This is a genomic window from Paraburkholderia sp. JHI2823, assembly GCF_038900695.1.
Taxonomy (GTDB): domain Bacteria; phylum Pseudomonadota; class Gammaproteobacteria; order Burkholderiales; family Burkholderiaceae; genus Paraburkholderia; species Paraburkholderia mimosarum.
In genome coordinates, this window is the sequence record NZ_JAYMRY010000019.1 from 1 (window position 1) to 22,637 (window position 22,637).

At 63.9% G+C, this 22,637-nt stretch carries 24 protein-coding genes and 1 rRNA gene; 12 read left to right on the forward strand and 13 right to left on the reverse strand.

Features of this window, described 5'->3' with window-relative positions; genetic code table 11:
* Window positions 1-67: ribosomal RNA gene (locus tag VSR34_RS20485) — 16S ribosomal RNA — on the reverse strand; the annotation flags it as partial.
* Window positions 68-705: 638 nt separating this feature from the next.
* Between VSR34_RS20485 and VSR34_RS20490 the strand changes: the two genes are divergently transcribed.
* The 4 genes from VSR34_RS20490 to VSR34_RS20505 all read left to right on the forward strand — a co-directional run bounded on the left by VSR34_RS20490 (window position 706) and on the right by VSR34_RS20505 (window position 4,588).
* A complete protein-coding gene (locus tag VSR34_RS20490) occupies window positions 706-1,920 on the forward strand; it encodes a DUF2863 family protein (RefSeq protein WP_028210378.1) in 1,215 nt (404 codons plus the stop codon).
* 196 nt (window positions 1,921-2,116) lie between these two features.
* Window positions 2,117-3,052: a response regulator transcription factor gene (locus VSR34_RS20495; RefSeq protein ID WP_042291220.1), complete on the forward strand. Its 936-nt coding sequence runs from the start codon at window positions 2,117-2,119 to the stop codon at window positions 3,050-3,052.
* A gap of 10 nt (window positions 3,053-3,062) precedes the next feature.
* A complete protein-coding gene (locus VSR34_RS20500) occupies window positions 3,063-3,737 on the forward strand; it encodes an energy-coupling factor ABC transporter permease (protein WP_028210379.1) in 675 nt (224 codons plus the stop codon).
* Window positions 3,738-3,919: 182 nt separating this feature from the next.
* On the forward strand, window positions 3,920-4,588 hold the full coding sequence (locus VSR34_RS20505; protein ID WP_028210380.1) for a hypothetical protein: 669 nt from the start codon (window positions 3,920-3,922) through the stop codon (window positions 4,586-4,588).
* A gap of 86 nt (window positions 4,589-4,674) precedes the next feature.
* Here VSR34_RS20505 and VSR34_RS20510 read toward each other — a convergent pair whose 3' ends face one another.
* Together VSR34_RS20510 and yaaA are read right to left on the reverse strand one after the other, a co-directional pair.
* Window positions 4,675-5,838, reverse strand: a complete 1,164-nt coding sequence (locus VSR34_RS20510) for a M14-type cytosolic carboxypeptidase (protein ID WP_342963346.1) — start codon at window positions 5,836-5,838, stop codon at window positions 4,675-4,677.
* A gap of 41 nt (window positions 5,839-5,879) precedes the next feature.
* A complete protein-coding gene (gene yaaA, locus VSR34_RS20515) occupies window positions 5,880-6,683 on the reverse strand; it encodes a peroxide stress protein YaaA (protein WP_028210382.1) in 804 nt (267 codons plus the stop codon).
* A gap of 50 nt (window positions 6,684-6,733) precedes the next feature.
* Here yaaA and VSR34_RS20520 point away from each other — a divergent pair, with 50 nt between their 5' ends.
* Complete coding sequence (locus VSR34_RS20520) at window positions 6,734-7,249, forward strand: putative toxin-antitoxin system toxin component, PIN family (protein WP_174480145.1); 516 nt, start codon at window positions 6,734-6,736, stop codon at window positions 7,247-7,249.
* Window positions 7,250-7,365: 116 nt separating this feature from the next.
* Window positions 7,366-8,556 (forward strand): pyridoxal phosphate-dependent aminotransferase, encoded by a 1,191-nt coding sequence (locus VSR34_RS20525; RefSeq protein WP_028210384.1) that lies wholly within the window; start codon window positions 7,366-7,368, stop codon window positions 8,554-8,556.
* 96 nt (window positions 8,557-8,652) lie between these two features.
* On the opposite strand, the gene VSR34_RS20530 is transcribed toward VSR34_RS20525, so the two are convergent.
* On the reverse strand, window positions 8,653-9,294 hold the full coding sequence (locus VSR34_RS20530; protein WP_028210385.1) for a glutathione S-transferase: 642 nt from the start codon (window positions 9,292-9,294) through the stop codon (window positions 8,653-8,655).
* Window positions 9,295-9,402: 108 nt separating this feature from the next.
* Between VSR34_RS20530 and VSR34_RS20535 the strand changes: the two genes are divergently transcribed.
* The 6 genes from VSR34_RS20535 to VSR34_RS20560 all read left to right on the forward strand — a co-directional run bounded on the left by VSR34_RS20535 (window position 9,403) and on the right by VSR34_RS20560 (window position 14,511).
* Window positions 9,403-9,630, forward strand: a complete 228-nt coding sequence (locus VSR34_RS20535) for a hypothetical protein (protein ID WP_028210386.1) — start codon at window positions 9,403-9,405, stop codon at window positions 9,628-9,630.
* Window positions 9,627-10,415 (forward strand): enoyl-CoA hydratase, encoded by a 789-nt coding sequence (locus tag VSR34_RS20540; RefSeq protein ID WP_342963347.1) that lies wholly within the window; start codon window positions 9,627-9,629, stop codon window positions 10,413-10,415. The genes VSR34_RS20535 and VSR34_RS20540 overlap by 4 nt, the downstream gene beginning before the upstream one ends.
* A 43-nt stretch (window positions 10,416-10,458) precedes the next feature.
* Window positions 10,459-11,178 carry a histidine phosphatase family protein gene (locus VSR34_RS20545; RefSeq protein ID WP_028210388.1) on the forward strand — a complete coding sequence of 240 codons (720 nt, stop codon included), beginning with the start codon at window positions 10,459-10,461 and terminating at the stop codon, window positions 11,176-11,178.
* A 42-nt stretch (window positions 11,179-11,220) separates the two neighbouring features.
* Entirely contained in the window at window positions 11,221-12,348 is a 1,128-nt protein-coding gene (locus VSR34_RS20550) for a phosphotransferase (RefSeq protein WP_028210389.1), read from the forward strand.
* A 58-nt stretch (window positions 12,349-12,406) separates the two neighbouring features.
* Complete coding sequence (locus VSR34_RS20555) at window positions 12,407-13,666, forward strand: acyl-CoA dehydrogenase family protein (protein ID WP_028210390.1); 1,260 nt, start codon at window positions 12,407-12,409, stop codon at window positions 13,664-13,666.
* Window positions 13,667-13,800: 134 nt separating this feature from the next.
* Window positions 13,801-14,511 carry a glutathione binding-like protein gene (locus VSR34_RS20560; protein ID WP_028232052.1) on the forward strand — a complete coding sequence of 237 codons (711 nt, stop codon included), beginning with the start codon at window positions 13,801-13,803 and terminating at the stop codon, window positions 14,509-14,511.
* Window positions 14,512-14,597: 86 nt separating this feature from the next.
* On the opposite strand, the gene VSR34_RS20565 is transcribed toward VSR34_RS20560, so the two are convergent.
* The 9 genes from VSR34_RS20565 to VSR34_RS20605 form a co-directional block, all read right to left on the reverse strand.
* On the reverse strand, window positions 14,598-15,068 hold the full coding sequence (locus VSR34_RS20565; RefSeq protein ID WP_028232051.1) for a MaoC family dehydratase: 471 nt from the start codon (window positions 15,066-15,068) through the stop codon (window positions 14,598-14,600).
* A complete protein-coding gene (locus tag VSR34_RS20570; RefSeq protein ID WP_028210392.1) occupies window positions 15,065-15,535 on the reverse strand; it encodes a MaoC family dehydratase in 471 nt (156 codons plus the stop codon). Before VSR34_RS20570 ends, VSR34_RS20565 begins: the two co-directional genes overlap by 4 nt.
* 39 nt (window positions 15,536-15,574) lie before the next feature.
* Window positions 15,575-16,699, reverse strand: a complete 1,125-nt coding sequence (locus tag VSR34_RS20575) for an acyl-CoA dehydrogenase (RefSeq protein WP_342963348.1) — start codon at window positions 16,697-16,699, stop codon at window positions 15,575-15,577.
* 11 nt (window positions 16,700-16,710) lie between these two features.
* On the reverse strand, window positions 16,711-17,907 hold the full coding sequence (locus VSR34_RS20580; protein ID WP_342963349.1) for an acyl-CoA dehydrogenase family protein: 1,197 nt from the start codon (window positions 17,905-17,907) through the stop codon (window positions 16,711-16,713).
* A gap of 67 nt (window positions 17,908-17,974) precedes the next feature.
* Window positions 17,975-18,409: a DUF1178 family protein gene (locus VSR34_RS20585; RefSeq protein WP_028210395.1), complete on the reverse strand. Its 435-nt coding sequence runs from the start codon at window positions 18,407-18,409 to the stop codon at window positions 17,975-17,977.
* Between the two features lie 231 nt (window positions 18,410-18,640).
* Window positions 18,641-19,231, reverse strand: coding sequence for an NUDIX hydrolase (locus VSR34_RS20590; RefSeq protein WP_028210396.1), 591 nt, complete (start codon window positions 19,229-19,231; stop codon window positions 18,641-18,643).
* Window positions 19,232-19,336: 105 nt separating this feature from the next.
* Window positions 19,337-19,639: a DUF2818 family protein gene (locus VSR34_RS20595; RefSeq protein WP_342963350.1), complete on the reverse strand. Its 303-nt coding sequence runs from the start codon at window positions 19,637-19,639 to the stop codon at window positions 19,337-19,339.
* Complete coding sequence (gene nuoN, locus VSR34_RS20600) at window positions 19,639-21,111, reverse strand: NADH-quinone oxidoreductase subunit NuoN (protein ID WP_036018109.1); 1,473 nt, start codon at window positions 21,109-21,111, stop codon at window positions 19,639-19,641. The genes VSR34_RS20595 and nuoN overlap by 1 nt, the downstream gene beginning before the upstream one ends.
* Window positions 21,112-21,136: 25 nt before the next feature.
* Window positions 21,137-22,636 (reverse strand): NADH-quinone oxidoreductase subunit M, encoded by a 1,500-nt coding sequence (locus tag VSR34_RS20605; protein WP_028210399.1) that lies wholly within the window; start codon window positions 22,634-22,636, stop codon window positions 21,137-21,139.
* Window position 22,637 lies beyond the last annotated feature (1 nt).

Consider the following 22,637-nt stretch of genomic DNA (forward strand, 5'->3'; position numbering starts at 1 on the left):
GTCCGACTTGCATGTGTAAGGCATGCCGCCAGCGTTCAATCTGAGCCAGGATCAAACTCTTCAGTTCAATACCTGTTACTGTTTTCGGTTCGGTTAAGAACCGGTCGCTCACTCAAAGCTGACAGGTCTTGAATAAATTCAAAAACCTGACTTACTTTAGTGTGAGACTCTTGATACTTTTGCTGTGCCGGCTTCGCCCCGAAAGGCTAGGCCGGGCCGCCACCGCATCAAGCGCCCACACTTATCGGCTGTAAATTTTTAAAGATCGTTCGCGAAAGCGCCGTTAAAACTATCTAACTACCGGCTTCTTTCTGCGTTGCTGCGTCAGCAGCAGAGAAACGAGATTATGAAGACTGCCGGGCGATCTGTCAACAGGTTTTTTTACTTCGCTTAACCTGCCGCGCAACCTCGAACCACCCGCAGACCCAGACGCCACAAGGCTTTCGCCCGGGCTTCCCGTCTCCCCGCGCCTTCATCGAAAGCGCGAAAGACCGGAATTCTAGTCACGCCCGCGACATCTTGCAAGCGGTTTTTTGACGCCCTGGCACAGCAGTAAACAACCTTCTCGTGGACGTCAGCGGCCCACCCTCAGCCGCCATCCCGCATCGCATAAGCCCACATTGGGCGCGCTTCTGCTGGCCAATCAGATGACGCGCGCGGAACCGACTAGAATATGGGGTTCTCTGCCCCCCAACTCACAGATTTATGCGCTCGCGAATCGCCAAACGCCTTCCTCCTGACGCCGACAAGCTCGTCGGCCTCTCGCTCGCCCTGTTCGCTTCGGGCAGCCGTACCGAAGACCGCTTCTGGGAGGCCAAGCTCGACACCCTGCTCGCGAAGGTCGTGCGCAACGGCAATCAGACTACGCTCGACGCCGCGCTCGACCATCTGCAGCAGAATCATCCGGACGCCTATGGGGCGCTCGCCGATATGGCCGAGACGCACAGCGAGTCGTTCGTCGTCGAACATGAAGGCGCCCAATTCGAGGCACTGCTCGTGGCCGCGCCGGTGCTGGCCTGGACGCGCTATGTCATCCCTTCGGGCCCCCTCAAGGCCGACGCCTCCGACGCGCTGCGCACGCACCTCCAGGCGCACGTCCTCGCCAACGGGACGCGCGTGGCAATGGCCCCCTATCTCTATAGCATCGACCAGTTGCCGCGCCACCATGTCGAAACCTGGCGCCTCGCCCAACAGCTTTCGCAGGCGGCGCTGAGCGGCACACCCGCGAAGATCAGCTCTGGTGAACTGCCGGAAACGTCACCCATTCTCGCTGATCCTCGTTTCCTGCTGGCCGTCGTCGCCGCGCCCGTCGGCGCCGCGCTCTTTCGCTGGCAGGAAGAGGAGCACGGCTCGCGCATCGAGCGCGGCCAATGCCTCGAGCAGTGGGCCACTCAGGGCGGTGCCAACCTCGCAGTCGTGATGCCGGGCTGCGAGTTCGAGTGTCTGCTGCCGGACGCCTACTACTCCGCCTGCCGCGACGCTGACGAGCGCGTGCGCCCACACACGATCCGCACCGCCGTGCGCTACCTGCTCGACACGATCGGTGCAGCCGCGCAAGACCTGCGCGCCGTGGTCGCGGGGTTCGGTGAGCGTCGTATCGACGAATACCGCATCGGCTTCACGAAGCGGGGAAGCAATGACGTGCTGTATGGCGTAGTGTGGCCGCTCTATGGGCGAGAAAACGGCGACGCCGATATCGACGAAGAACCAACCGAGGAGAACGTCAGTAACGGTCCGCTCGACGAGATCGTCGAGTTGCTGAAGGAATCGGGCATCACCGATATCCGTCGTCACGCGGGTCGTTTCGAGCCGGAATATTGCGATGACTGTGGCGTGCCGCTCTATGCGGATCCGCTCGGTGAGATCGTCCACGCCGAAATGCCAGAAGATGCTGAGCCTATACAGCCACACTTCCACTAAGACAATTCCCTAATTCCTACGCGGTCCCGCCTGTTTGCGGGACTTTTTTTTGCCCTACGTCTTACGCCTTTTGGACAGGCCGCCAGAGCGCAACCTTTTTGTCATTATGGCGCTGTTGGTCTGGTTCACCGCCGTACAGAAGCGGTGCGTGTTTCACAACATTTCGAGAGGCCGTCAACGAGAGGAGGGCATAGCCATGCGGTTCGTCGTACTCAATCCGGACGCCGAAAGGCGAGAAGGGCTCAAGGCGCTGTTAAGACAAATCGACCGTCGCGCACGTTTCAATGATGCGCCGGACTGGCGGAGCGCCGAGCGCGCGATGCAACGGTTCACACCCAACCTGTTCGTGATCGACTGGCACGACGGCATTCGCGCCGGCGAATTGCGCCACTTCGTCATGCGGCACCGCACACTGCCCGTCGCCGTGCTGGTGGACGGTACCGAAACGCACGCGGCCGTCAGCACGCTCATCGACGAAGGCGCACGCGGGATCATCCGTCGCACAACGGATTCCATTCTGATCGTGAAGTTTCTCGAACTCATCCTGCTCGGGGGCGATCACCTGCCGGCGGACGTCTTCGGCCCGTGTACGCCCTGGCCCTTGCCACCCCGGCGCAACGCCAAGAGCGCTGCACAAGTCCGAAGGCTGCGCCCGAAGGTCCATCTGTCGCCTCGCCAGGAGCAGATCCTGCGGTGCGTCCATATGGGCAACACGAACAAGATGATCGCGAGAGCGCTCGGGATCAGTGAGGGAACGGTGAAAGTTCATCTGACAAGCATCTTTCAGCAGCTCGGCGCGCCAAACCGCGCGGCAGCGGTCGCGATCTACAACGGCTTGCTGGCGAACCAGCTGCAGGTGCTGCGCGCCCAGTGCGAGCACCCGCCGCGGCCGCGGCACGGCGAACATGGCCCAGTGCCGTTGCGCACACGCGAGAATTTGACGTTCCTCTATCCGTTGCCGTCAGGCGACAGTGTCGAGCCGCTGCCGATGGCCGCAGAGCCCAACGCGCCGTACGGCGAGCCCGTCGCCGCACCGTCGTCGCAGCGCGCCGAGGGCGACATTCCCGAGGAAAGCGCAGACGAGGAAGCCTTGGTGCCCGCTCGCGCACACGGTTTGTCTTCCAACGAGTAATATGAAGCACATGGGGTTCCTATTCACGCCGCTTCCGCTCTGGGTCGCTATCGGTGCATGGGTTGTCACCGTGGGGTCGCTCGCGTTCGCGTTGTGGAAGAACCCTTTCAGGCGCCTTCAGGACGCAACGCTCCAGCACGTGTGGCTCGCGATCGTGGTCGCGATCTCCGTGCTGTGGGCGAGCAACGCATGGCTCGAGGACGGCACCGTGCTGCATCTGCTCGGCGCCACGCTCATGGTCACGCTGTTCGACTGGGGGCTCGCGCTCGTCGCCATGGGCGTCGTGGTGGGGCTCGCAGCGCTCGTGTTCGACGCACCCTGGGAGGGCGTGGCACTGACCTTCCTCCTGTTCGGCGCCTTTCCTGTCGCGATTTCTGCGCTGCTGCAGCGCGCCTGCACCGCGTGGCTACCGCGTAATCTCTTTATGTTCATCGTCGGTCAGGGCTTCGTCTCGCCGGCTATCGCCGTTTCGGCCGCAGCGTATCTCGCCCTCGGCACCCATGTCGCGCTCACCGGGGGGTCGGCGCTCACCGTTCCCGCCGGTTATGCTTTCAGCGTATTTCTGCTTGCATCGGGCGAAGCCTGGTTCACCGGAATGGCAACCGCGCTGATCGCCGTTTATCGGCCAGCCTGGGTCACCACCTACGACGTACGCCGCTACCGCCTGGGCGGGCCGCGCACGTAGTGCTGTGACAGTGTGTCTCCACCAGGCGCGACGTGAAGCCGCGACTGCGAGGCGTCGCTCACCGCAACGCCTCGACTCCGCCGTTCAGGCAGACGAAAATTATTGCTTCCCGGATTGAACTCATCGCGGTCGCGCGGCATCTTACGGTGCCTGACGTCTCACCCTTCATTCCAGGCAAGCAGATGGACTGCAACCACGCATCCCGCCGGCTGCTGTTCGTAGCCGGCCAACTGGCCGCATGCGCCGCGAGCCTCATGCTCATCGCCGCACCCGCAGCCCAAGCCGATCAACTCGATCAACACAACGATCTCGTCAACCAGTTCGTCGGCCAGATGCACGCCGACCCGCTCGTCGCCGACTGTGCAGCACACGGCAACTTCGTCGCCAGCACCTCCACGGCGCTCGATCACGTCGAGTTTCCGCCAAGCTCGTTCGACAGCGCACACGCCAGTGTGACGCCGTGGAACGACTCGTTCGACGAACGCAAACAGCGCGTCAAGGTCGATACGATCGTGACCGTCGAAGGCATCGGCATTCCCAAAGAAAGGGGCAACTCGCCCTACGATCTGAAGTTTCGCTGCGGTTATGTCGGACAGCAGATGCTCGCGTTCAGCTGGAACGATCCGGTCCCGCCGTCGCGCGCGCACGGCGGAACGGCACCCCATGGCAGCGCGCACGGAAAGGGCAAGCATTCGACGAAGAAGTCCACCGGCAAGGGTTCGAAGAACGCGCCCGCCAGCAAGTCGAGCCACAAGCCTTCCACCAGCAGCACGAAGTCGGCCAGCAAATCTGCGACGACGAAATCCACAGCCAGGAAAACGCCCTCAAAAAAGAAGACGACGGCAGCCTGAAATCGTCGGCGTTATCGATGCAAAAAGGGGGAAGCGATTTGGTCGCTTCCCCCTTTTTCTTCGTGCCCGTGTGGCTTACGCGCGTGTTACGAGAACGTCTCGGCGTGATGCAGAATGGCCTGCAGCATCGCGGCGCCAAGCGCCGCGCTGCGCTCGCCGTTCCAGCCTACCCGTTCGTCGGGCAGGTTGGCGTTGTCCTTGAACGGCATCTCGAGCGTGAGTGAAAGGCAGCCGTAGCGATGACCGATGAACTTCGAAGCCAGCTTGAGCGCGTCTTCGCGATAGCGGCTCGCCTCGTAGCCGTGCTGGTCCTGGAAGTCGGGGCTCGCCACCTTGAACGCGTCGATGAACGCCTTCTGCTCGACGCGTTGCTGATCGGTAAAGCCAGGCAACATTTCCGAGCCCGCGACGAACACATAAGGCAGCGTCTCGTCGCCGTGGATATCGAAGAACAGATCGACGCCCGTGGCTTCGATCGCATCGCGCACGACCAGCACCTCGGGGCTGCGCTGCGCGTCCGGCTCGGTCCACTCGCGGTTCAGGTTCGCACCCACGGCGTTGGTGCGCAGATTGCCGTGCACGCTGCCATCCGGATTCATGTTCGGCACGATATGGAACACGGCGCGATCGTAGAGCTTGCGCGCGACCGGATCGCCCGCCCAGTCGCCCCATCCAGCGAGACGCTTGACGAGGCCTTCGACGAACCACTCGGCCATGCTCTCGCCCGGATGCTGGCGCGCGATGATCCATACCGTCTTCTTGCGCTTGCCGTCGGGCGCCGTATCGCCGGGCATGCCGAGCGAAAGCAACGAAATCGGCCGGCCTTCCACGCTCTGTCCGAGTTCCGTGAGCGTCGCATGCGGCAGCTGCTGCAGCGCCCCGAGGAATTCCGAATGACGCTCTTCGCTATACGGCTCGAAGTACGCGTAGTAAATGCTGTCGAAGTCGGGCGTGTGGTCGATGACGAGCTGCTTGCCGTCGTAGGCAGTCGGCACGCGGAACCAGTTCACGCGGTCATAGCTCGCCACGGCCTGGTAATCGCGCCAGCCTTCGGGAAACGCACAGGCCGCTGCGTTCTCGAACGTCATCACGCAGTTTTCGCCGCGCACGCCCGTGACGCGGAAGTAGAACCATTGCGCGAACTCCGATTGATTGTCCGTGCGCACGCGCAGACGGATATCGTCGGCGCGCTCGCACGATAGAACTTCAATCGCGCCCGCATCGAACTGGCTGGTGATCGCAATCGTCATGTTGGTTTCCTTCCCGCTTGCCTGGCCATTCATCTGGCCAATTAGTCGGCGATACGCCGACGGAATACGTAGGTCGAATCGTTCGATGCATCCGCATCGAACGCATAGCCTTCCACATCGAATGCCTTGAGCGCTTCGGGCTCGGCAATGCGGTTCTCGACGGCATAACGCGCCATCAAGCCTCGCGCCCGCTTCGCGTGGAAGCTGATGATCTTGTAGCGGCCGCCCTTCCAGTCCTCGAATACGGGCGTAATGACGCTCGCCGCGAGCTTCTTCGGCTTCACCGCCTTGAAGTACTCGTTCGACGCGCAGTTCACGACCACGCGCGCGCCCTTCGCCGCTTTGTTCGCGCCGGCATGATTGCGTTCCATCTGCGCGTTGATCGCGTGCGTGATGCGCTCGCCCCAAAACGCGTAGAGATCCTTGCCGCGTGCGTTTTCGAAACGCGTACCCATCTCGAGGCGATAAGGCTGAAGCAGATCGAGCGGACGCAGCAGGCCATAGAGCCCCGAGAGCACGCGCACATGCTGTTGCGCATAGTCGAGATCCGCGGACGAGAGCGATTTCGCGTCGAAGCCTTCGTAGACGTCGCCATTGAACGCGAGCACGGCCTGCTTCGCGTTGGCCTGGCTGAATTGCTTCGACCAGTCGGCATAGCGCTGGAAATTCAGGCGCGCGAGCGGATCGGAAATGCTCATGAGCGAGCCGATCTGCTGAGGCGAGAGGCGGCGCAGGCCATCGATGAGTTCGGCTGCGTCGTCGACAAAATCGGGGATGGTGTGGGTTTCGACGTGCGCTGGCGTGTCATAGTCGAGCGATTTGGCCGGCGACAGAACGATTATCATAGAGGCTTGCAATGTTCAAACACGAAAGCCCGATTGTAGCGAATTCACGAATGACCGGCCTCACGCCCCCGACCGCAATCCCACCCTCGTCCGCCGTGGCGCCCGTGCTTCCCGTGGTGCTCGATTCGAATGTCTGGCTCGATATTCTCGTGTTCGACGATCCCCACACGCGCCCCATTCGCGTGGCGCTCGAACGCGGCGCGATCCGCGCACTGATCGACGTGCGCTGTCAGGCCGAACTGGCCCACGTACTCGACTATCCGCAGTTCGCCGGGCGCGGCGTCGCGAAGGCAGATGCGCTGGCTGTCCTCGACGGACTCGTCGAACGAATCGAACTGGCCGAGCTCACCGCCGACGCGCGTCCCCTGCCCCAATGCCGCGACCGCGACGACCAGAAATTTCTCGAACTCGCGCGCGCGAGCGGCGCGCGATGGCTCGTCTCGAAGGATCGCGCGGTCCTGAAGCTCGCGAGGCGCGTGGCGCGAGATTTCGGCTTTCGCATCGCCACGCCCGATGCTTTCGTCGCCGAATGCGTGCAAGGCGCCGCCGAGGCGGTCCATGCCTGACAAGCAGCGGAAAAGGTGCGCGCGTCCGGTCTGAGCACCGCGGCCGCGCCGATTTGCCTACAATCGGGCTTTCGAACCCGGCTTTCCCGGTCCAACGTCAAACACCCGCCCGCGACATGAACGCACCGCATCCCACGCAGCATTCGCAGGACACCCTGCTCACGCCCTCTTTTCCGTCGCGTCTGCCGAACGTCGGCACGACGATCTTCACCGTGATGAGCGCGCTCGCCGCCGAAAAGGGCGCGGTGAATCTGGGCCAGGGCTTTCCGGACTTCGATTGCGACTCGCGCATCGTCGAAGCGGTCGCGCAAGCCATGCGCGAGGGCCACAACCAGTACCCGCCCATGGCGGGCGTTGCCGCCCTGCGCGAGGCGATCGCGGACAAGATCGAGCGCGTCTATGGCCGCCGCTACGACGCCAACAGCGAGATCACGGTGACGGCGGGCGCCACGCAGGCGCTCCTCACGGCGATCCTCGCGACCGTGCATGCAGGCGACGAAGTGATCGTGGTCGAACCGACCTACGACAGCTATCTGCCCTCGATCGAACTGGCCGGCGGCAAGCCGGTATTCGTGACGCTCGAAGCGCCCGACTACGCGATTCCGTTCGACCGCCTCGCCGCGGCCATCACGCCGAAAACGCGCCTGATCCTCATCAACACGCCGCACAACCCCACGGGCACCGTCTGGCGAGCGGACGACATGCAGAAGCTCGAGGACATCGTGCGCGGCACGAACGTGCTGGTCCTCTCCGACGAGGTGTACGAGCACATGGTCTACGACGGCCAGCCGCACGAAAGCGTGGCGCGCTACCCGGAACTGGCCGCGCGCAGCTTCATCGTGTCGAGCTTCGGCAAGACCTATCACGTGACGGGATGGAAGGTAGGCTACGTGGCCGCGCCCGCGCCGCTCACGGCCGAGTTCCGCAAAGTGCATCAGTTCAACGTATTCACGGTGAACACGCCGATGCAGTTCGGCCTCGCGCAGTATCTGCGCGATCCCAGGCCGTATCTGGAACTGCCTGCGTTCTATCAGAAAAAGCGCGATTTCTTCCGCGCGGGTCTCGCCAATACGCGCTTCAAGCTGCTGCCGTGCGAGGGCACCTATTTCCAGTGCGTCGACTATTCGGCGATCAGCGATCTGCCCGAAGCCGAGTTCTCGAAGTGGCTCACCGCCGAGATCGGCGTGGCCGCCATTCCCGTGTCGGCGTTCTATCACGAGGCGCACGAATCGGGCGTCGTGCGCTTTTGCTTCGCCAAGCAGGAGAGCACGCTCGCGACCGCGCTCGAGCGGCTCGCGCGGCTCTGAGTTTGCGCACGCGCGATGAATCCACGAACGGCAGTGCGTTCCCGATCATCGCGCGCTGCAGCGGGCTGTACGGCACCTGGCGAAAAGTCGCGGCGCTTACGAGTTCGCTTCGAGGTACGCCCTGCGGTCGGCGTTGACACGCTGTGCCGTCGGCCGCTCGGCGATCAGCTTGATATACGACTTCCAGTCGATGCCCGCATCGGCGAGGAAATCGCTGCCATAGACCGCCAGCGTCGCGCGGCCCACGAGCGGCAAGCTCACGAACGCCGCCGCATCGGCCACGCCGAACTGCTCGCCTGCCACGTATGGCGCGAACTTCGCGAGCCGCCTGAAGCCCGCCACATAGCGGCGCAGGCGCTTTTCCATCGTCGCCTTGACCTCGTCGGTCGTCTTGCCGCCAAAAAACGCCTCGCCGTACAGCTCACGCGCGTTCAACTCCAGATGCGTCTCGATAAAGACGATGAGTTCGCGCTCCTTCGCCGCCTGCCACGGATCCGCCGCGAAAATGGGCTTCTCTGGAAAGCGCGCAGCCAGATATTCGACGATGACTTCCGACTCGCACAGAAAGCCCTGTTCCGTTTCGATATAAGGCACCTTGCCGCCCGGCGACCGAGCGAGCAGCGCCTCTTCGAGCGGCAGTTTCGTCGGGACTTCCTCAAACGCAATGCCGTGCTCGAGCAGCAAGAGTTTGACCTTGTTGTAGTAATTCGAGAGCGCGAAACCATGCAGCTTGATCATCCTCGTTGCCTCCTTGACAAGGGCAGTTCCCTCGCGGAACCGCCGAATCGTTTTCATGATAAATGTACGACCGTGCTATTCTAGGCCAATCATGGAGCCAGGCTTCCAATGACTTTCCCTCATTACAACATCGAGACAGCAGATGTCGTCGGGACCGGCGCGCAGCGTGCGGGCGCGCCCCGCCCGATCCTGCGCCACATCCACGCCGCGCCAGGCGAAGGCGCTATCGCCTCGTCGCCCTGGTATGTGCGCCGCGTGCATCCCGGCCTTTCGCTGACGCTACCTGAAGCATCGGATACCGCAGACATCAACGCATCGAACGAGGCACCGCAATGAGCGCCGAACTCCGCAGCACCCGCCCGCAAAACCATGAATCGACGCTCGTCCTGACGCTGTCGAACCCCGGCGCGCGCAACGCGCTGCATCCCGACATGTACGCGGCCGCCGTCGAGGCGTTTGACGCCGCCGAGCGCGATCCCTCACTGCGCGCGATCGTCCTCACGGGCGCGGACAACTTCTTCTGCGCGGGGGGCAACCTGAACCGCCTGCTCGAAAACCGCGCCAAGGATCCTTCGGTGCAGGCCGCCAGCATCGACATGCTGGCCGCATGGGTCACGGCCATGCGCCAGTCGAGCAAGCCGATCATCGCGGCCGTGGAAGGCGCGGCCGCCGGCGCGGGCTTCTCGCTCGCGCTCGCTGCCGACCTGCTGGTCGCCGCCGACGACGCCAGATTCGTCATGGCCTATTCGCGCGTGGGCCTCACGCCCGATGGCGGCGGCTCCTGGTTTCTCTCGCGCTCGCTGCCGCGCTCGCTCGCGTTCGAATTGATGGTCGAAGGCAAGCCGATCGCAGCGCCGCGCCTCGCAGAGCTGGGCGTGGTGAACCGGCTCGCGAAGCCGCAGACGGCGCTCGACACGGCGCTTGCCTGGGCCGACGAACTCGCGAAGATTTCGCCGAACTCGGTGGCGCGCATCAAAGGCCTGACTAACGTAGCCGACTCGCAGCCGCTCGAAGCGCAGCTCGCCGCGGAGCGCGACAGCTTCGTCGCCTCGCTCCATCACCGCGACGGGCTCGAAGGCATCACCGCGTTCCTCGAGAAACGCGCGCCCGTGTACCGGTAAGTCGGCTCCGAATCCTGCTTCACACCGTTCAATCGGCACACCCATGAGCGAATACCAGTTGCCCACGCGCCGCCGCATTTACCTGATGCGGCACGGCGACGTCACGTACTTCGACGAGACGGGCCGCGCGATCGACCCGGACACCGTGCCGCTCAACGAGAAGGGCCGCGCCCAGGCAACGGCTGCGGGCGAGGCGTTCGCCTTGCAGGGCGTGCGCTTCGACCGCGTGATCGTGAGTGGCCTGCGCCGCACGGTAGAAACCGCGCAGCGCGTGCTCGCGGCGACCGGCCAGGCGGTCGGGCTCGAGGTAGAGCCTGCGTGGGAGGAGATTCGCGGCGGGCGTCTTGCCGCGATCGCGCCGGACGAAGTCGAAAACGCCTTCCTGCGCGCATTCGATGGCATCGTGGCGGAAGACACGCGCTTTCTCGGCGGCGAGACCATCGGCGAGCTGCTCGATCGCGTGCTGCCCGCGGTGGACGCGCTACGCGAGGATCCCGCCTGGGACACCGCGCTGCTCGTTCTGCACGGCGGAGTGAACCGCGCGATTCTCTCGCACGCGATCATGGCGGGCGGGCGTGCATTCTTCGGCCATCTCGCGCAGGCCACGGGTTGCATCAATGCGCTGGACGTCGGCAGCGCGCCACAGGACTGGGTCGTGCGCGCGATCAACCACGCGCCGCCCTCGCCGCTGCACTGCGACGTACGCAACACGACGATGGAAATGCTTTACGCGCAATACCTGCGTTACAGACCGCCGGGTTGACGGGCGGCGGCCCACGGGAGAATCAGGAAAAGGGAGACGACTATGGCGCAAACCACCCCGGATGGAGACACGCAAGCGAACACGCCGGCGCGCACCGACTACTCGGCGTTCGTTGGCACGCGCCCGGTCGCCGACCGCCAGCGCTTCGACACCGAGGCGCTGGCCGCATGGCTCACCACCCACGTTGACGGCTTTACAGGCCCGCTCGCGGTCGAGCAGTTCGCCGGCGGCCAGTCGAATCCGACGTTCAAGCTCGTCACGCCCGGCCGCACCTACGTCATGCGCGCGAAGCCGGGGCCGAAGGCGAAGCTCCTGCCCTCGGCGCACGCGATCGAGCGCGAATACCGCGTGATGGATGCACTCGCCGCGACCGATGTACCGGTGGCAAAAATGCTCGCGCTTTGCGACGACGAAGCGGTGATTGGCCGCGCGTTCTACGTGATGGAGTTCGTGGAAGGCCGAGTGCTTTGGGATCAGTCGCTGCCCGGCATGACGCGCGAAGAGCGCGGCGCGATCTACGATGAAATGAACCGCGTGATCGCGGCGCTCCATAACGTGAAGCCGGAAACGGCAGGTCTCGCCGATTACGGCAAGCCCGGCAATTACTTCGCACGCCAGATCGATCGCTGGAGCCGACAGTATCAGGCCTCGGAAACCGAGCGTATCGACGCGATGCATCACCTCATCGAATGGCTGCCGCAGCACATGCCCGACGAGTCCGGCAACGGCGGCTCGCGCGTGTCGGTCGTGCACGGCGACTATCGGCTCGACAACCTGATCTTCCACCCGAGCGAACCGCGCGTACTGGCCGTGCTCGACTGGGAGCTCTCCACGCTCGGCGACCCGCTCGCAGACTTCTCGTATCACTGCATGGCGTGGCACGTCGATCCCGCGCAGTTCCGCGGCATCGCCGGGCTCGACTGGCAGGCGCTCGGCATTCCCGACGAGGCGCACTATGTCGCGCGCTATTGCGAACGCACCGGTCTGCAGATTCGCGGCGACTGGAACTTCTACCTGGCGTACAACATGTTCCGGATCGCGGCGATCTTGCAGGGCATCATGAAACGCGTGGTGGACGGCACCGCCGCGAGTGCGCAGGCCATCGACGCGGGCCGTCGCGCGAAGCCCATGGCCGAACTCGCCTGGCGCTACGCGCAGAAAGTCCGCTAAGACTCATCCGGGCACGGCTCACACTTCATTGTCATTGCATCGCATTGCGAGGTTACCGATGAATTTCGATTACTCCCCGAAGGTGCAGGCGCTGCGCGAGAAGCTGCTCGCGTTTTTCGACGAACACATCTATCCGAACGAGGCCGTCTTCCACGAGGAAGTCGAGCGCAATCGCGCGAACGGCGATCCGTGGGTGCCCACGGAAATCGTCGAGCAGTTGAAGGAGAAGGCACGTGCAGCGGGCCTCTGGAACCTGTTTCTGCCGGCCTCGGAGCGCGGCGCTGGGCTCACGAACCTCGAATATGCGCCGCTGTGCGAGATCATGGGCCGCGTGCACTGGGCACCCGAAGTGTTCAACTGCAACGCGCCCGACACCGGCAACATGGAGACGATCGAGCGCTACGGCACCGAGGCGCACAAGCAGCAATGGCTCGTGCCGCTGCTGGCCGGTCAGATTCGCTCTGCATTCCTGATGACGGAGCCCGATGTGGCATCGTCGGACGCCACCAACATCCAGACACGCATCGAACGCGACGGCGACGAGTACGTGATCAACGGCACGAAATGGTGGTCGTCGGGTGCGGGCGACCCGCGCTGCGCGATCTACATCCTGATGGGCAAGACCAATCCCACCGCGCCGCGCCATGCGCAGCAATCGATGATCCTCGTGCCCTCCGATGCGGCCGGCATCACCGTGCGTCGCCCGCTCACCGTGTTCGGCTATGACGACGCACCGCACGGCCACATGGAAATCACGCTCGAAGACGTGCGCGTGCCCGCGTCGAACATCCTGCTGGGCGAAGGGCGTGGCTTCGAGATCGCACAAGGGCGCCTCGGGCCTGGCCGCATCCATCACTGCATGCGCCTCATCGGCCTCGCTGAACGCGCACTCGAATTCATGGCGAAGCGCGCCCTCTCACGCGTCGCGTTCGGCAAGCCCGTTGCGCAGCAGACGGTCACGCAGGAGCGCATTGCCGAGGCGCGCTGCATGATCGAGCAGGCGCGCCTGCTCACGCTCAAGGCCGCGTACATGATGGACACCGTCGGCAACAAGGGCGCGCGCGGCGAGATCGCCATGATCAAGGTGGTGGCGCCGAACATGGCCTGCCAGGTGATCGACTGGGCGATGCAGGTCCACGGCGCGGCGGGCGTGAGCGGCGACTTCCCGCTTGCCTACTCATACGCATCGGCGCGCACGCTGCGCTTCGCCGACGGCCCCGACGAGGTGCACCGCAACGCCATCGCCCGGCTCGAACTCGCGCGCTACATGGACGCGGGCGCGGCCTCGCGCGTGGAAATGCCGGTCACGCGATCGTAGGTTCCCGTAAGTCCACAAGCGCAGCAGGGGCGCTCGGGCGCCCTCTGCGTGTGGCGTCAATCTATGCTAATTTGCGCCGGATCCGGCGTCGCAGGAGCTTCGCGCCGCCTCTTCTATGGTGCCAAGGAGCCACGATGATCGATGTCTACAGCTGGGCTACGCCAAACGGACACAAAATCCACATCATGCTCGAGGAAACCGGCCTCGAATACCGGGTGCATCCGGTCGATATCGGTGCGGGCGACCAGTTCAAGCCCGAATTCCTCGCCATCAGTCCGAACAACAAGATTCCCGCCATAACCGACTCCGAAGGGCCGCGCCGTGCTGACGGCAAGCCTTTTTCGCTGTTCGAGTCGGGCGCGATCCTCATCTATCTCGCCGCGAAAACCGGCCGCTTCCTGCCCGAGGACCTCGCGGCGCGCTATGACGTGCTGCAATGGGTGATGTTCCAGATGGGCGGGCTCGGCCCCATGCTGGGTCAGGCGCACCATTTCCGCATCTACGCACCCGAGAAGATCGACTACGCCATCAACCGCTACACGAACGAGGCGAAACGCCTCTACAACGTGATGGAAACGCAACTCGAAAAGACCCGGTATCTGGCCGGCGACGAGTACACCATCGCGGACATCGCCGCTTTTCCGTGGACGCGCTCATGGCAAAACCAGGGCATCGACCTCGAAGCGCTGCCCAACGTGAAGCGCTGGCACGAAGCGATCGCCGCTCGGCCCGCGGTCCAGCGCGGCGTCGAAGTGCTCGCGAATGCGCGCAAACCGCTGATGGATGACAAGGCGAGGGAAATGCTGTTCGGTGCGACGCAATACGAGAAGCACACGACGGCCTGAGCACGCTGGTAGCGCGAGGCCTGGCGAGGCAAGTGTGAAGGGGCGCCCCCCAAGAGCGGAGCGCCCTTTTTGTTGACCTTGCAACCTTAGAAGTAGTGCCGCGTGATGAACTCGGCCACGCACGCCGGTCGCTCGCTGCGCTCTCGCTCGATGCTCACGTCCCACACGACCTGCACGCCGTCGCCCTCCACGTCGCTCACTTCCTTCACCGCGATACGCGCGCGCACCTTCGCACCCACGGGCACCGGCTGCGTGAAGCGCACGCGGTTCAGGCCGTAGTTCACGCCCATGCGCTGGCGCATATGCAGCGTCGCGCCGAGCAGCGCGGGAACCAGCGAGAGCGTGAGAAACCCATGCGCGATCGGCCCGCCGAACGGCGACTCGCGGCGCGCACGTTCGGCGTCGACGTGGATCCACTGGTGGTCGCCCGTGGCGTCGGCAAAGCCGTGCACGTCCGCCTCGCTCACCTCGCGCCAGCCGCTCACGAGCGGCGCTGCGCCGATCAGCGCGCGCAAAGCGGCCGCATCGGCGATCTGCATGATGTCGCTTTCGCTCACGATGCGCCCCCCGGCGAGCTTTTCGCATTGCGAAGGCCGAACAGCGCCTTCGAGCGGACCGTCACGATCAGTTCGCCGTGCTGGTTGTGCCCTTCCCACTGCGTCTCGACGATACCGCGATCGGGCTTGCTCGCCGATACGCGCTTGCTCAGGATCGCGTGTGTCATCGTGAGCGTGTCGCCCACACGCGTGGGCTTGAGCCAGCGAATCTCGTCGACGCCCGGCGAGCCCATCGACGTCGAATCCTTCAGGAAGTTGCGCACAAACATGCCCATCATGACCGAGCACGTGTGCCAGCCGCTCGCGACGAGGCCGCCGAACATGGACGCCTCGCCGGCCGCCTCGCTCACGTGGAACGGCTGCGGATCGAACTGCTCCGCGAAATGCACGACTTCGTCGCGCTCGAAGGTGTGCGAGCCGATGACATAGCGCTTGCCCACTTCCAGATCTTCGTAACTCAGGCCCATCCCGTACTCTCCGCTTATATCGCTTGGTGAGGCCACGCGTTATGCTGCCTGCGCGAAACCGGGCAGCGAGGCGAAGCGCTCGAGGTGATGATCGACGTCGCCGAGCGTCGTTTCGATGATCGCGAGGCGCTTGAACAGGTGCGCGGCCGCGACTTCGTTGGTGACGCCCATGCCGCCGTGCAGTTGCACGGCCTGCTGGCCGATGAAACGCGCCGCCTGCCCCACGCGTACCTTCGCCGCCGAAATCGCACGGCGCCGTTCATCTGCCGACTCGCTACTGTAACGCGCGGCGGCGAGGTAAGTCAGCGAGCGGGCCTGCTCCGCGTGGATCAACATCTCTGCCATGCGGTGCTGCAACGCCTGGAACCGCGCAATCGGCACACCGAACTGCTGCCGCGTCTTCGTGTATTCGACCGTTGCGTGGTTGAGTGCGTCCATAGCGCCCACCGCTTCCGCGCACAGCAGGAAGGTGGCGTAGTCGGCAATCTTCTCCCACGTCGCCGCGCCGGTATGCGCGTCGCCGAGCCGGCGAGCGCGCGCTTCCTTGAACGTGAGCGTAGCCGCGCGCTGGCCGTCGATCGTGCGGCACTCGTTCACCTCGACGCCCTGCGCATCGCGCGCCACGACGAAGAGCGCCACCTGGCCCGCAAGGCGCGCCGGCACGATCCAGTAGCCGGCCTGGGCGCCGTGCTGCACGACCGACTTTGCGCCGCTGAGCGCGAAGCCCGCGCTGGTTTCCGACGCCTCTGTTTCCAGTGCGAACAGATCGTAGCGCGATTGCGGCTCGTGGAATGCCGCGGCGAGCTTGACCTCGCCCGAGGCGACGCCTTCGAGCAGCGCCGCATTCTCCGCGACGGACGCGCCCGCGAGCTTGAGCGCCTCGACGCCCACCGCGGTCGCCCAGTACGGCTCCACGACGAGCGCACGGCCCAGCTCTTGCATGACGACGAGCATGTCGAACGGCGCACCGTCGAAGCCGCCCTGCTCCGCCGGCACCGGGAGCGCGGTGAGGCCCAGCTCGACGAACGCACTCCAGTGCAAGTCCGATACGCCCGCGGGCGTCTTCACGATCGCCTGCCGCGCTTCGAAACCGTAATTTTTGTCGAGATAGCGACGCAGCGCGTCCGCGAGCTGCTGTTGCTCTTCCGTGAAATTGAAGTTCATTGCGCCGCTCCTCAGATCCCCAGGATCATCTGCGAGATGATGTTCTTCTGGATTTCGTTCGACCCGCCGTAGATCGACGTCTTGCGATAGTTGAAGTAGTACGCCGCGAGCGGGGCCGCGTCGTCGTCGCCGCCCGCCGCGTGCGCGTGCTCGCCCTCGAGGAACGCGGGGTCGAACGGCGCCGCGAGCGGGCCGACCGCATCGACCATCAGTTCAGTGAGCGCCTGCTGGATTTCGGTGCCCTTGATCTTGAGCATCGACGCCTCGGGGCCGGGGCCGCGTCCGTTAGAAGCGCTCGCGATCACGCGCTCTGCCGTGACTTCGAGCGCCATCAGCTCGATCTCGACGGCCGCGACGCGCGCCGCGAACACCGGATCTTCGAGCAGCGGCTTGCCGTGTTTCTTCTGCTTGAGCGCCACGCCTTTGAGGAACGCCAGCTCGCGGTTCGACGCACCCACGCGCGCGATGCCCGTGCGCTCGTGGCCCAGCAGATACTTCGCATAGGTCCAGCCGCGATTCTCCTCGCCGACGAGATTCTCGACGGGCACCTTCACGTCCTCAAAGAACACTTCGTTGACCTCGTGGTCTTCGTCGAGCGTAATGATCGGACGCACGGTGATGCCGGGCGTTTTCATGTCGATCAGGATGAATGAAATGCCTTCCTGCTTCTTCGCGGCGGGATCGGTGCGTACGAGGCAGAACATCATGTCGGCGTGCTGGCCGAGCGTGGTCCAGGTCTTCTGCCCGTTCACGATGTAGTGGTCGCCCTCCCGAACCGCGCGTGTGCGCAGCGAGGCGAGATCGGAACCCGAGCCCGGCTCGGAATAGCCCTGGCACCACCAGTCTTCGCCGGAAAGGATGCGCGGCAGATAGCGGCGCTTTTGCGCTTCGTTGCCGTACTTCATCAGCACGGGCGCGACCATCGAGACGCCGAATGGCAAGACCATCGGCGCGCCGATGCGGCCGCATTCGGCGTCCCAGATGTGGCGTTGCGTTTCGGTCCAGCCGGGCCCGCCCCATTCCACGGGCCACGCGGGCGCGGACCAGCCTCTTTGGCCGAGCAGCTTGTGCCAGCTGGCGATGTCGTCGCGGGTCAGGCGTTTGTGGTTGAGAACCTTTTCGCGTAGCGCTCGAGGCAGATTGGCCTCTAGCCAGGCGCGGATTTCGGCGCGAAACGCGTCGTCGGCGGGGGTGTAATCCAGATCCATGCGCAGTGTCTCCTGGCCGCGGCAGGTGCGAAGCGAACCCCGCGCCGCGGCGAAGACCCGCATGGCGTTATTGCAGCGGACCCTTCAGCGCGGCCGGAACCGGCAGCGGCATGACATCGATGCCTTCTTCGACGAGAGCTTGCGCGTCTTCCGCGGAAGCGACTCCACGGATGTTGCGCGACGGCGCTTCGTTGTAATGAATGCGCCGCGCCTCCTCGGCGAAACGGTCGCCTACGTTCTCCGTCTTCTCGAGGACCTCGCGAACGACACGCATCGCATGCGCCTGCCATTGCGCCGCCTGCTCCTGTGGCGACGCTTTGGGCATTTCGCTCGCGCCGGACAGGTTCAACCGGGGCGCGGACGGCAAACGGCTCACATTCGTGGCGCCGCACATCGGGCATTCAACCAGCTTGCGCGAGAGCTGCGACTCGAAGTCGTCAGCCGATGCGAACCAGCCTTCAAACCGATGGCCGTCTGGACACTGTAAATCGAGGACCTTCATGGGGAATCGAGGCTTGCGATGAGTTTAGCGCAAATCGTAAATTTGTGAACGACCGTTCGAAAAAAATCGTACGATCGACCACCGGGATCTTCCCGGGGGTTCGATTGTAGCGCCGCTTGCGCGCCCGCGCTGAAGGTGCTTCGCCACGGCTTTGCGCCCCTTGCTCCTGAAAGCGACAACGGCGGCCACGAGGGCCGCCGTTGCTCGGGACTTCGCGACGCCTGAATCGTGTCAGCCCTGCTCCGCCTTCGCGAGCGGCCACGCGCCCGAAAGCGCCTTCTCCAGCCAGAACGTGCCGATGATCGTCTTTACGTCGGTGATCTTGCCCGTGCGCACCCATTCGAGCAGCTCCGGCACCGTCGCCTTGAACGTCTCGAGAAACTCGCCGTCGTCGAGTTGGGCGGCGCCGGCGGTCAGCCCGCGCGCGAGGTAGATGTCGATGAATTCGGTCGAGTACGAGATCACAGGATGGATCTGCGCGAGATAGATGTACTCGCGTGCCGTATAGCCCGTCTCTTCCTTCAGTTCGCGGATCGCGCAGGCGAGCGCACCCTCTTGAGGATCGAGCTTGCCAGCGGGGAATTCGGTCATCACGCGCGCGAGCGGGTAGCGGTACTGGCGCTCCATCAGCACGTGGCCGTCGTCGAACAGGGGAATCACCATGACCGCGCCGGGATGCTGGACGAACTCGCGCGTTGCGTGCTTGCCGTCCGGCAGGGCGACGGTGTCGCGCTTGAGGGTCAGGAAGTTGCCCGCGTAGAGCGTCGTGCTTTCCACGCACGTCTCGGCGAGCGCCGGATCGTGTCGATGATGTTCAGCCATATTCAGCCTCGTGGGTGCTCAGAAAAATCGGGACGCCGCGGGCGCGCCGCTTGAACGGGAAACGGTCGAACGGAGCGGACCCGGCTGCATGCCGGACCGCGCGCATCACGCCGGGCGGCGTTTGACGAGATATTGCCAGGCGAAGCCGGGAAACGCGAACACCACAAAAAGACTGAAGGTGATCGCGTAGAACTGCCAGCCCTGGTCGAAACGATTGCCGGCGCGCGCCTCCAGCAGGAAGCCGAACGTACCGACCACAAAATACAGCACGATCATTTCAGCGATGCGAATCCACGCACTCTTCTTCGGTGCGCGAAGCGGCACGACGCCGAACAATCGCTGATTGAGGAACGGCAGGTTGGCGCCCGCGAGCGCCAACAGCACAATGAACCAGCCTGCTGCCGACATCAGAGCGGCAGCGTATGCGTCACGGCCTGCAGGCAGATCGACATCAGCGGGCCAGGCACGACGCCCAGCACGAGCACCGCCACGCCGTTGAGCGTGAGCAGCGCGCGGTTGGTTGCGTCGCTCTCGATCGGCGCATCGTCCTGCGGCGCGTCGAAGTACATCAGCTTGACGATGCGCAGGTAGTAGAACGCGCCGAACAGCGACGTGATCACGGCGAGCACGGCAAGCCACGTGAGGCCGGCGTTCATGGTCGCCTCGAGCACGGCGAGCTTCGCGTAGAAGCCGACCGTAGGCGGAATGCCGGCGAGCGAGAACATCATCAGCATCATGACGAACGCGAACACCGGGCTGCGCTGGTTCAGCCCCTTGAAGTCGTCGATCGTTTCGGCCTCGAAATCGCGGCGGGCGAGCAGCATGACCACGCCGAACGCGCCCAGGGTCGTGATCAGGTAGACGATGCTGTAGAACATGGCCGAGCTATACGCGCTGGCCGCGCCCGTCGCCTTGTTGTCGACGATGCCGGCGAGCAGCCCCAGCAGCACGAAGCCCATGTTCGAGATGGCCGAGTACGCGAGCATACGCTTGACGTTGCGCTGAACGATACCGGTGATGTTGCCCACGATCATCGAAAGCGCGGCGAGGATGATCAGCATCTCTTGCCAGTCGACAGCCAGCGGCAGCAAGCCCATCACGAGGAAGCGCACGGCCCAGGCGAACGCCGCGACCTTCGGTCCGCCGCCCGTGAGCAGCGTCATGGCCGTCGGCGCGCCTTGATAGACGTCGGGCACCCACATGTGGAACGGCACCGCGCCCATCTTGAACGCCACGCCCGCAACGATGAACACCACGCCGAACAGCAGGACGACATCGTTGATGTGACCCGAAGCCACCGCCTTGAACACTTCGTTCAGTTCCAGCGAACCGGTCGCGCCGTAGAGCATCGAGATGCCGTACAGCAGAAAGCCCGAAGCGAGCGCGCCCAGCACGTAGTACTTCATGGCCGCTTCGTTCGACTGTGTCGCGTCACGACGCAGCGCGATGACCGCGTATAGCGACAGCGACATCAGCTCGAGGCCAAGGTACAGCGTGAGGAAGTTGTTGCCCGAGATCATCGTGATCTGGCCGAGCAGCGAGAACAGGCCAAGCAGGAAGAACTCGCCCCGGAACATGTCGCGGTCTTCGAGGTACTTGCGCGAGTACACGATCGTCACGGCGTAGCCGAGCGTGACCACCGCCTTCATTGCGCTCGCGAACGGATCGACCACGAACATGCGCGTGAAGTAGTAGTTCACGTGCGGATCGAACGCGTCCACCGCGAACCAGATACCGGCGATGACCGTGGTCAGCAGCGCAATGAAGTAGGTCGTGCGCCGGCCCGAAGGACCAGTGAACGTGTCGTTGAGCCACGCGAGCACGAGGCCGGTCATCACCAGGCCATCGGGCAGCAGAGCGTACATAGGGGCGTTTGGCATGATCTTTTGTTCCTCCGCTCGGGTATTACTGTGACAGCGGCAGTTTCGACACTGCGACGTGGGAGAGGAGGTTTTCCACGGAAACGTGCATCACATCGGTAAAGGGCTTCGGGTAGATGCCCATGAAAAGCGTAAACAGCGCGAGCACGGCAAGCATGAAGTATTCGCGACAGTTGATGTCCTTCAGCTCGCGAACGTGGTCGTTCGCAACGGCGCCGAAGTACACCCGCTTGTACATCCACAACGTATAGGCCGCGCCCAGGATCAGCGTGAACGCCGCCCCGAAAGCGATCCAGAAGTTGTACTGCACGGCAGCCAGAATCACCATGAATTCGCCTACGAATCCGGAGGTGCCCGGCAGGCCGCAATTGGCCATCGCGAACAGCATGACCAGTGCCGCGAACTTCGGCATGGTGTTGACCACACCGCCGTAGTCCGCGATATCGCGCGTGTGCATGCGGTCGTACAGCACCCCGATGCACAGGAACATGGCGCCCGAGACGAAGCCGTGCGAGATCATCTGGATGATTCCGCCTTCCATCGCGAGCTGGCTCGACGGGCCGAACATAAAGAAGCCGAGCGTGACGAAGCCCATGTGGGCAATCGACGAGTACGCGACCAGCTTCTTCATGTCCGCCTGCACCATCGCCACGAGGCCGATGTAGATCACGGCGATCAGCGACAACGTGATGATGACCGGCGCCAGGTAGTGGCTCGCGTCCGGCGTGACCGGCAGCGAGAAACGCAGGAAACCGTACGCGCCGAGCTTCAGCATGATGGCGGCCAGCACGACCGAGCCACCCGTCGGCGCTTCGACGTGCGCGTCCGGCAACCACGTGTGGACCGGCCACATCGGCACCTTGACGGCGAATGCGAAGAAGAACGCGATGAACAGCAGGATTTGCGGCGTCATGGCAATCTTCGCGGCCTGCCAGGAAGCCAGGTCGAAGGTCCCGGTGATGCGGTACAGGTAGAGCAACGCGACCAGCATCAGCAGCGAGCCGGCCAGCGTGTAAAGAAAGAACTTGAACGCCGCGTACACGCGGTTCGGGCCGCCCCACACGCCGATGATGATGTACATCGGGATGAGCGTGGCTTCGAAGAACACGTAGAACAGCAGGCCGTCGGCCGCGCAGAACACGCCGATCATGATGCCCGACAGGATGAGGAACGACGCGTAATACTGCGCGACGTTCCTCGTGATGACCTGCCAGCCCGCGATCACGACGATCACGGTGATGAGCGCCGTGAGCACCACGAACCACATCGCGATGCCGTCGACGCCCAGGTGATACGAAATATTGAACCGCTCGATCCAGACCGACTTCTCCTCGAACTGCAGGGAAGCCGTGGTCGTATCGAAGCCCGCAACGAGCGGAAGGGTGACGAGAAAGCTAAGCACCGAACCGATGAGTGCGAGCCAGCGGTCCGCACTCGGGTTCCGACGGGAACCCACTACAAGAACGATGATGCCGAATACGATCGGCATCCAGATCGCAATACTGAGAATCGGAGTTGCGTGCATG

Coding starts and splice junctions, on each gene's coding strand:
- VSR34_RS20490 (WP_028210378.1), top strand. CDS start 706: ATGCGCTCGCGAATCGCCAAACGCCTTCCTCCTGACGCCGACAAGCTC.
- VSR34_RS20495 (WP_042291220.1), top strand. CDS start 2,117: ATGCGGTTCGTCGTACTCAATCCGGACGCCGAAAGGCGAGAAGGGCTC.
- VSR34_RS20500 (WP_028210379.1), top strand. CDS start 3,063: ATGGGGTTCCTATTCACGCCGCTTCCGCTCTGGGTCGCTATCGGTGCA.
- VSR34_RS20505 (WP_028210380.1), top strand. CDS start 3,920: ATGGACTGCAACCACGCATCCCGCCGGCTGCTGTTCGTAGCCGGCCAA.
- VSR34_RS20510 (WP_342963346.1), bottom strand. CDS start 5,838: ATGACGATTGCGATCACCAGCCAGTTCGATGCGGGCGCGATTGAAGTT.
- yaaA (WP_028210382.1), bottom strand. CDS start 6,683: ATGATAATCGTTCTGTCGCCGGCCAAATCGCTCGACTATGACACGCCA.
- VSR34_RS20520 (WP_174480145.1), top strand. CDS start 6,734: ATGACCGGCCTCACGCCCCCGACCGCAATCCCACCCTCGTCCGCCGTG.
- VSR34_RS20525 (WP_028210384.1), top strand. CDS start 7,366: ATGAACGCACCGCATCCCACGCAGCATTCGCAGGACACCCTGCTCACG.
- VSR34_RS20530 (WP_028210385.1), bottom strand. CDS start 9,294: ATGATCAAGCTGCATGGTTTCGCGCTCTCGAATTACTACAACAAGGTC.
- VSR34_RS20535 (WP_028210386.1), top strand. CDS start 9,403: ATGACTTTCCCTCATTACAACATCGAGACAGCAGATGTCGTCGGGACC.
- VSR34_RS20540 (WP_342963347.1), top strand. CDS start 9,627: ATGAGCGCCGAACTCCGCAGCACCCGCCCGCAAAACCATGAATCGACG.
- VSR34_RS20545 (WP_028210388.1), top strand. CDS start 10,459: ATGAGCGAATACCAGTTGCCCACGCGCCGCCGCATTTACCTGATGCGG.
- VSR34_RS20550 (WP_028210389.1), top strand. CDS start 11,221: ATGGCGCAAACCACCCCGGATGGAGACACGCAAGCGAACACGCCGGCG.
- VSR34_RS20555 (WP_028210390.1), top strand. CDS start 12,407: ATGAATTTCGATTACTCCCCGAAGGTGCAGGCGCTGCGCGAGAAGCTG.
- VSR34_RS20560 (WP_028232052.1), top strand. CDS start 13,801: ATGATCGATGTCTACAGCTGGGCTACGCCAAACGGACACAAAATCCAC.
- VSR34_RS20570 (WP_028210392.1), bottom strand. CDS start 15,535: ATGGGCCTGAGTTACGAAGATCTGGAAGTGGGCAAGCGCTATGTCATC.
- VSR34_RS20575 (WP_342963348.1), bottom strand. CDS start 16,699: ATGAACTTCAATTTCACGGAAGAGCAACAGCAGCTCGCGGACGCGCTG.
- VSR34_RS20580 (WP_342963349.1), bottom strand. CDS start 17,907: ATGGATCTGGATTACACCCCCGCCGACGACGCGTTTCGCGCCGAAATC.
- VSR34_RS20585 (WP_028210395.1), bottom strand. CDS start 18,409: ATGAAGGTCCTCGATTTACAGTGTCCAGACGGCCATCGGTTTGAAGGC.
- VSR34_RS20590 (WP_028210396.1), bottom strand. CDS start 19,231: ATGGCTGAACATCATCGACACGATCCGGCGCTCGCCGAGACGTGCGTG.
- VSR34_RS20595 (WP_342963350.1), bottom strand. CDS start 19,639: ATGTCGGCAGCAGGCTGGTTCATTGTGCTGTTGGCGCTCGCGGGCGCC.
- nuoN (WP_036018109.1), bottom strand. CDS start 21,111: ATGCCAAACGCCCCTATGTACGCTCTGCTGCCCGATGGCCTGGTGATG.
- VSR34_RS20605 (WP_028210399.1), bottom strand. CDS start 22,636: ATGCACGCAACTCCGATTCTCAGTATTGCGATCTGGATGCCGATCGTA.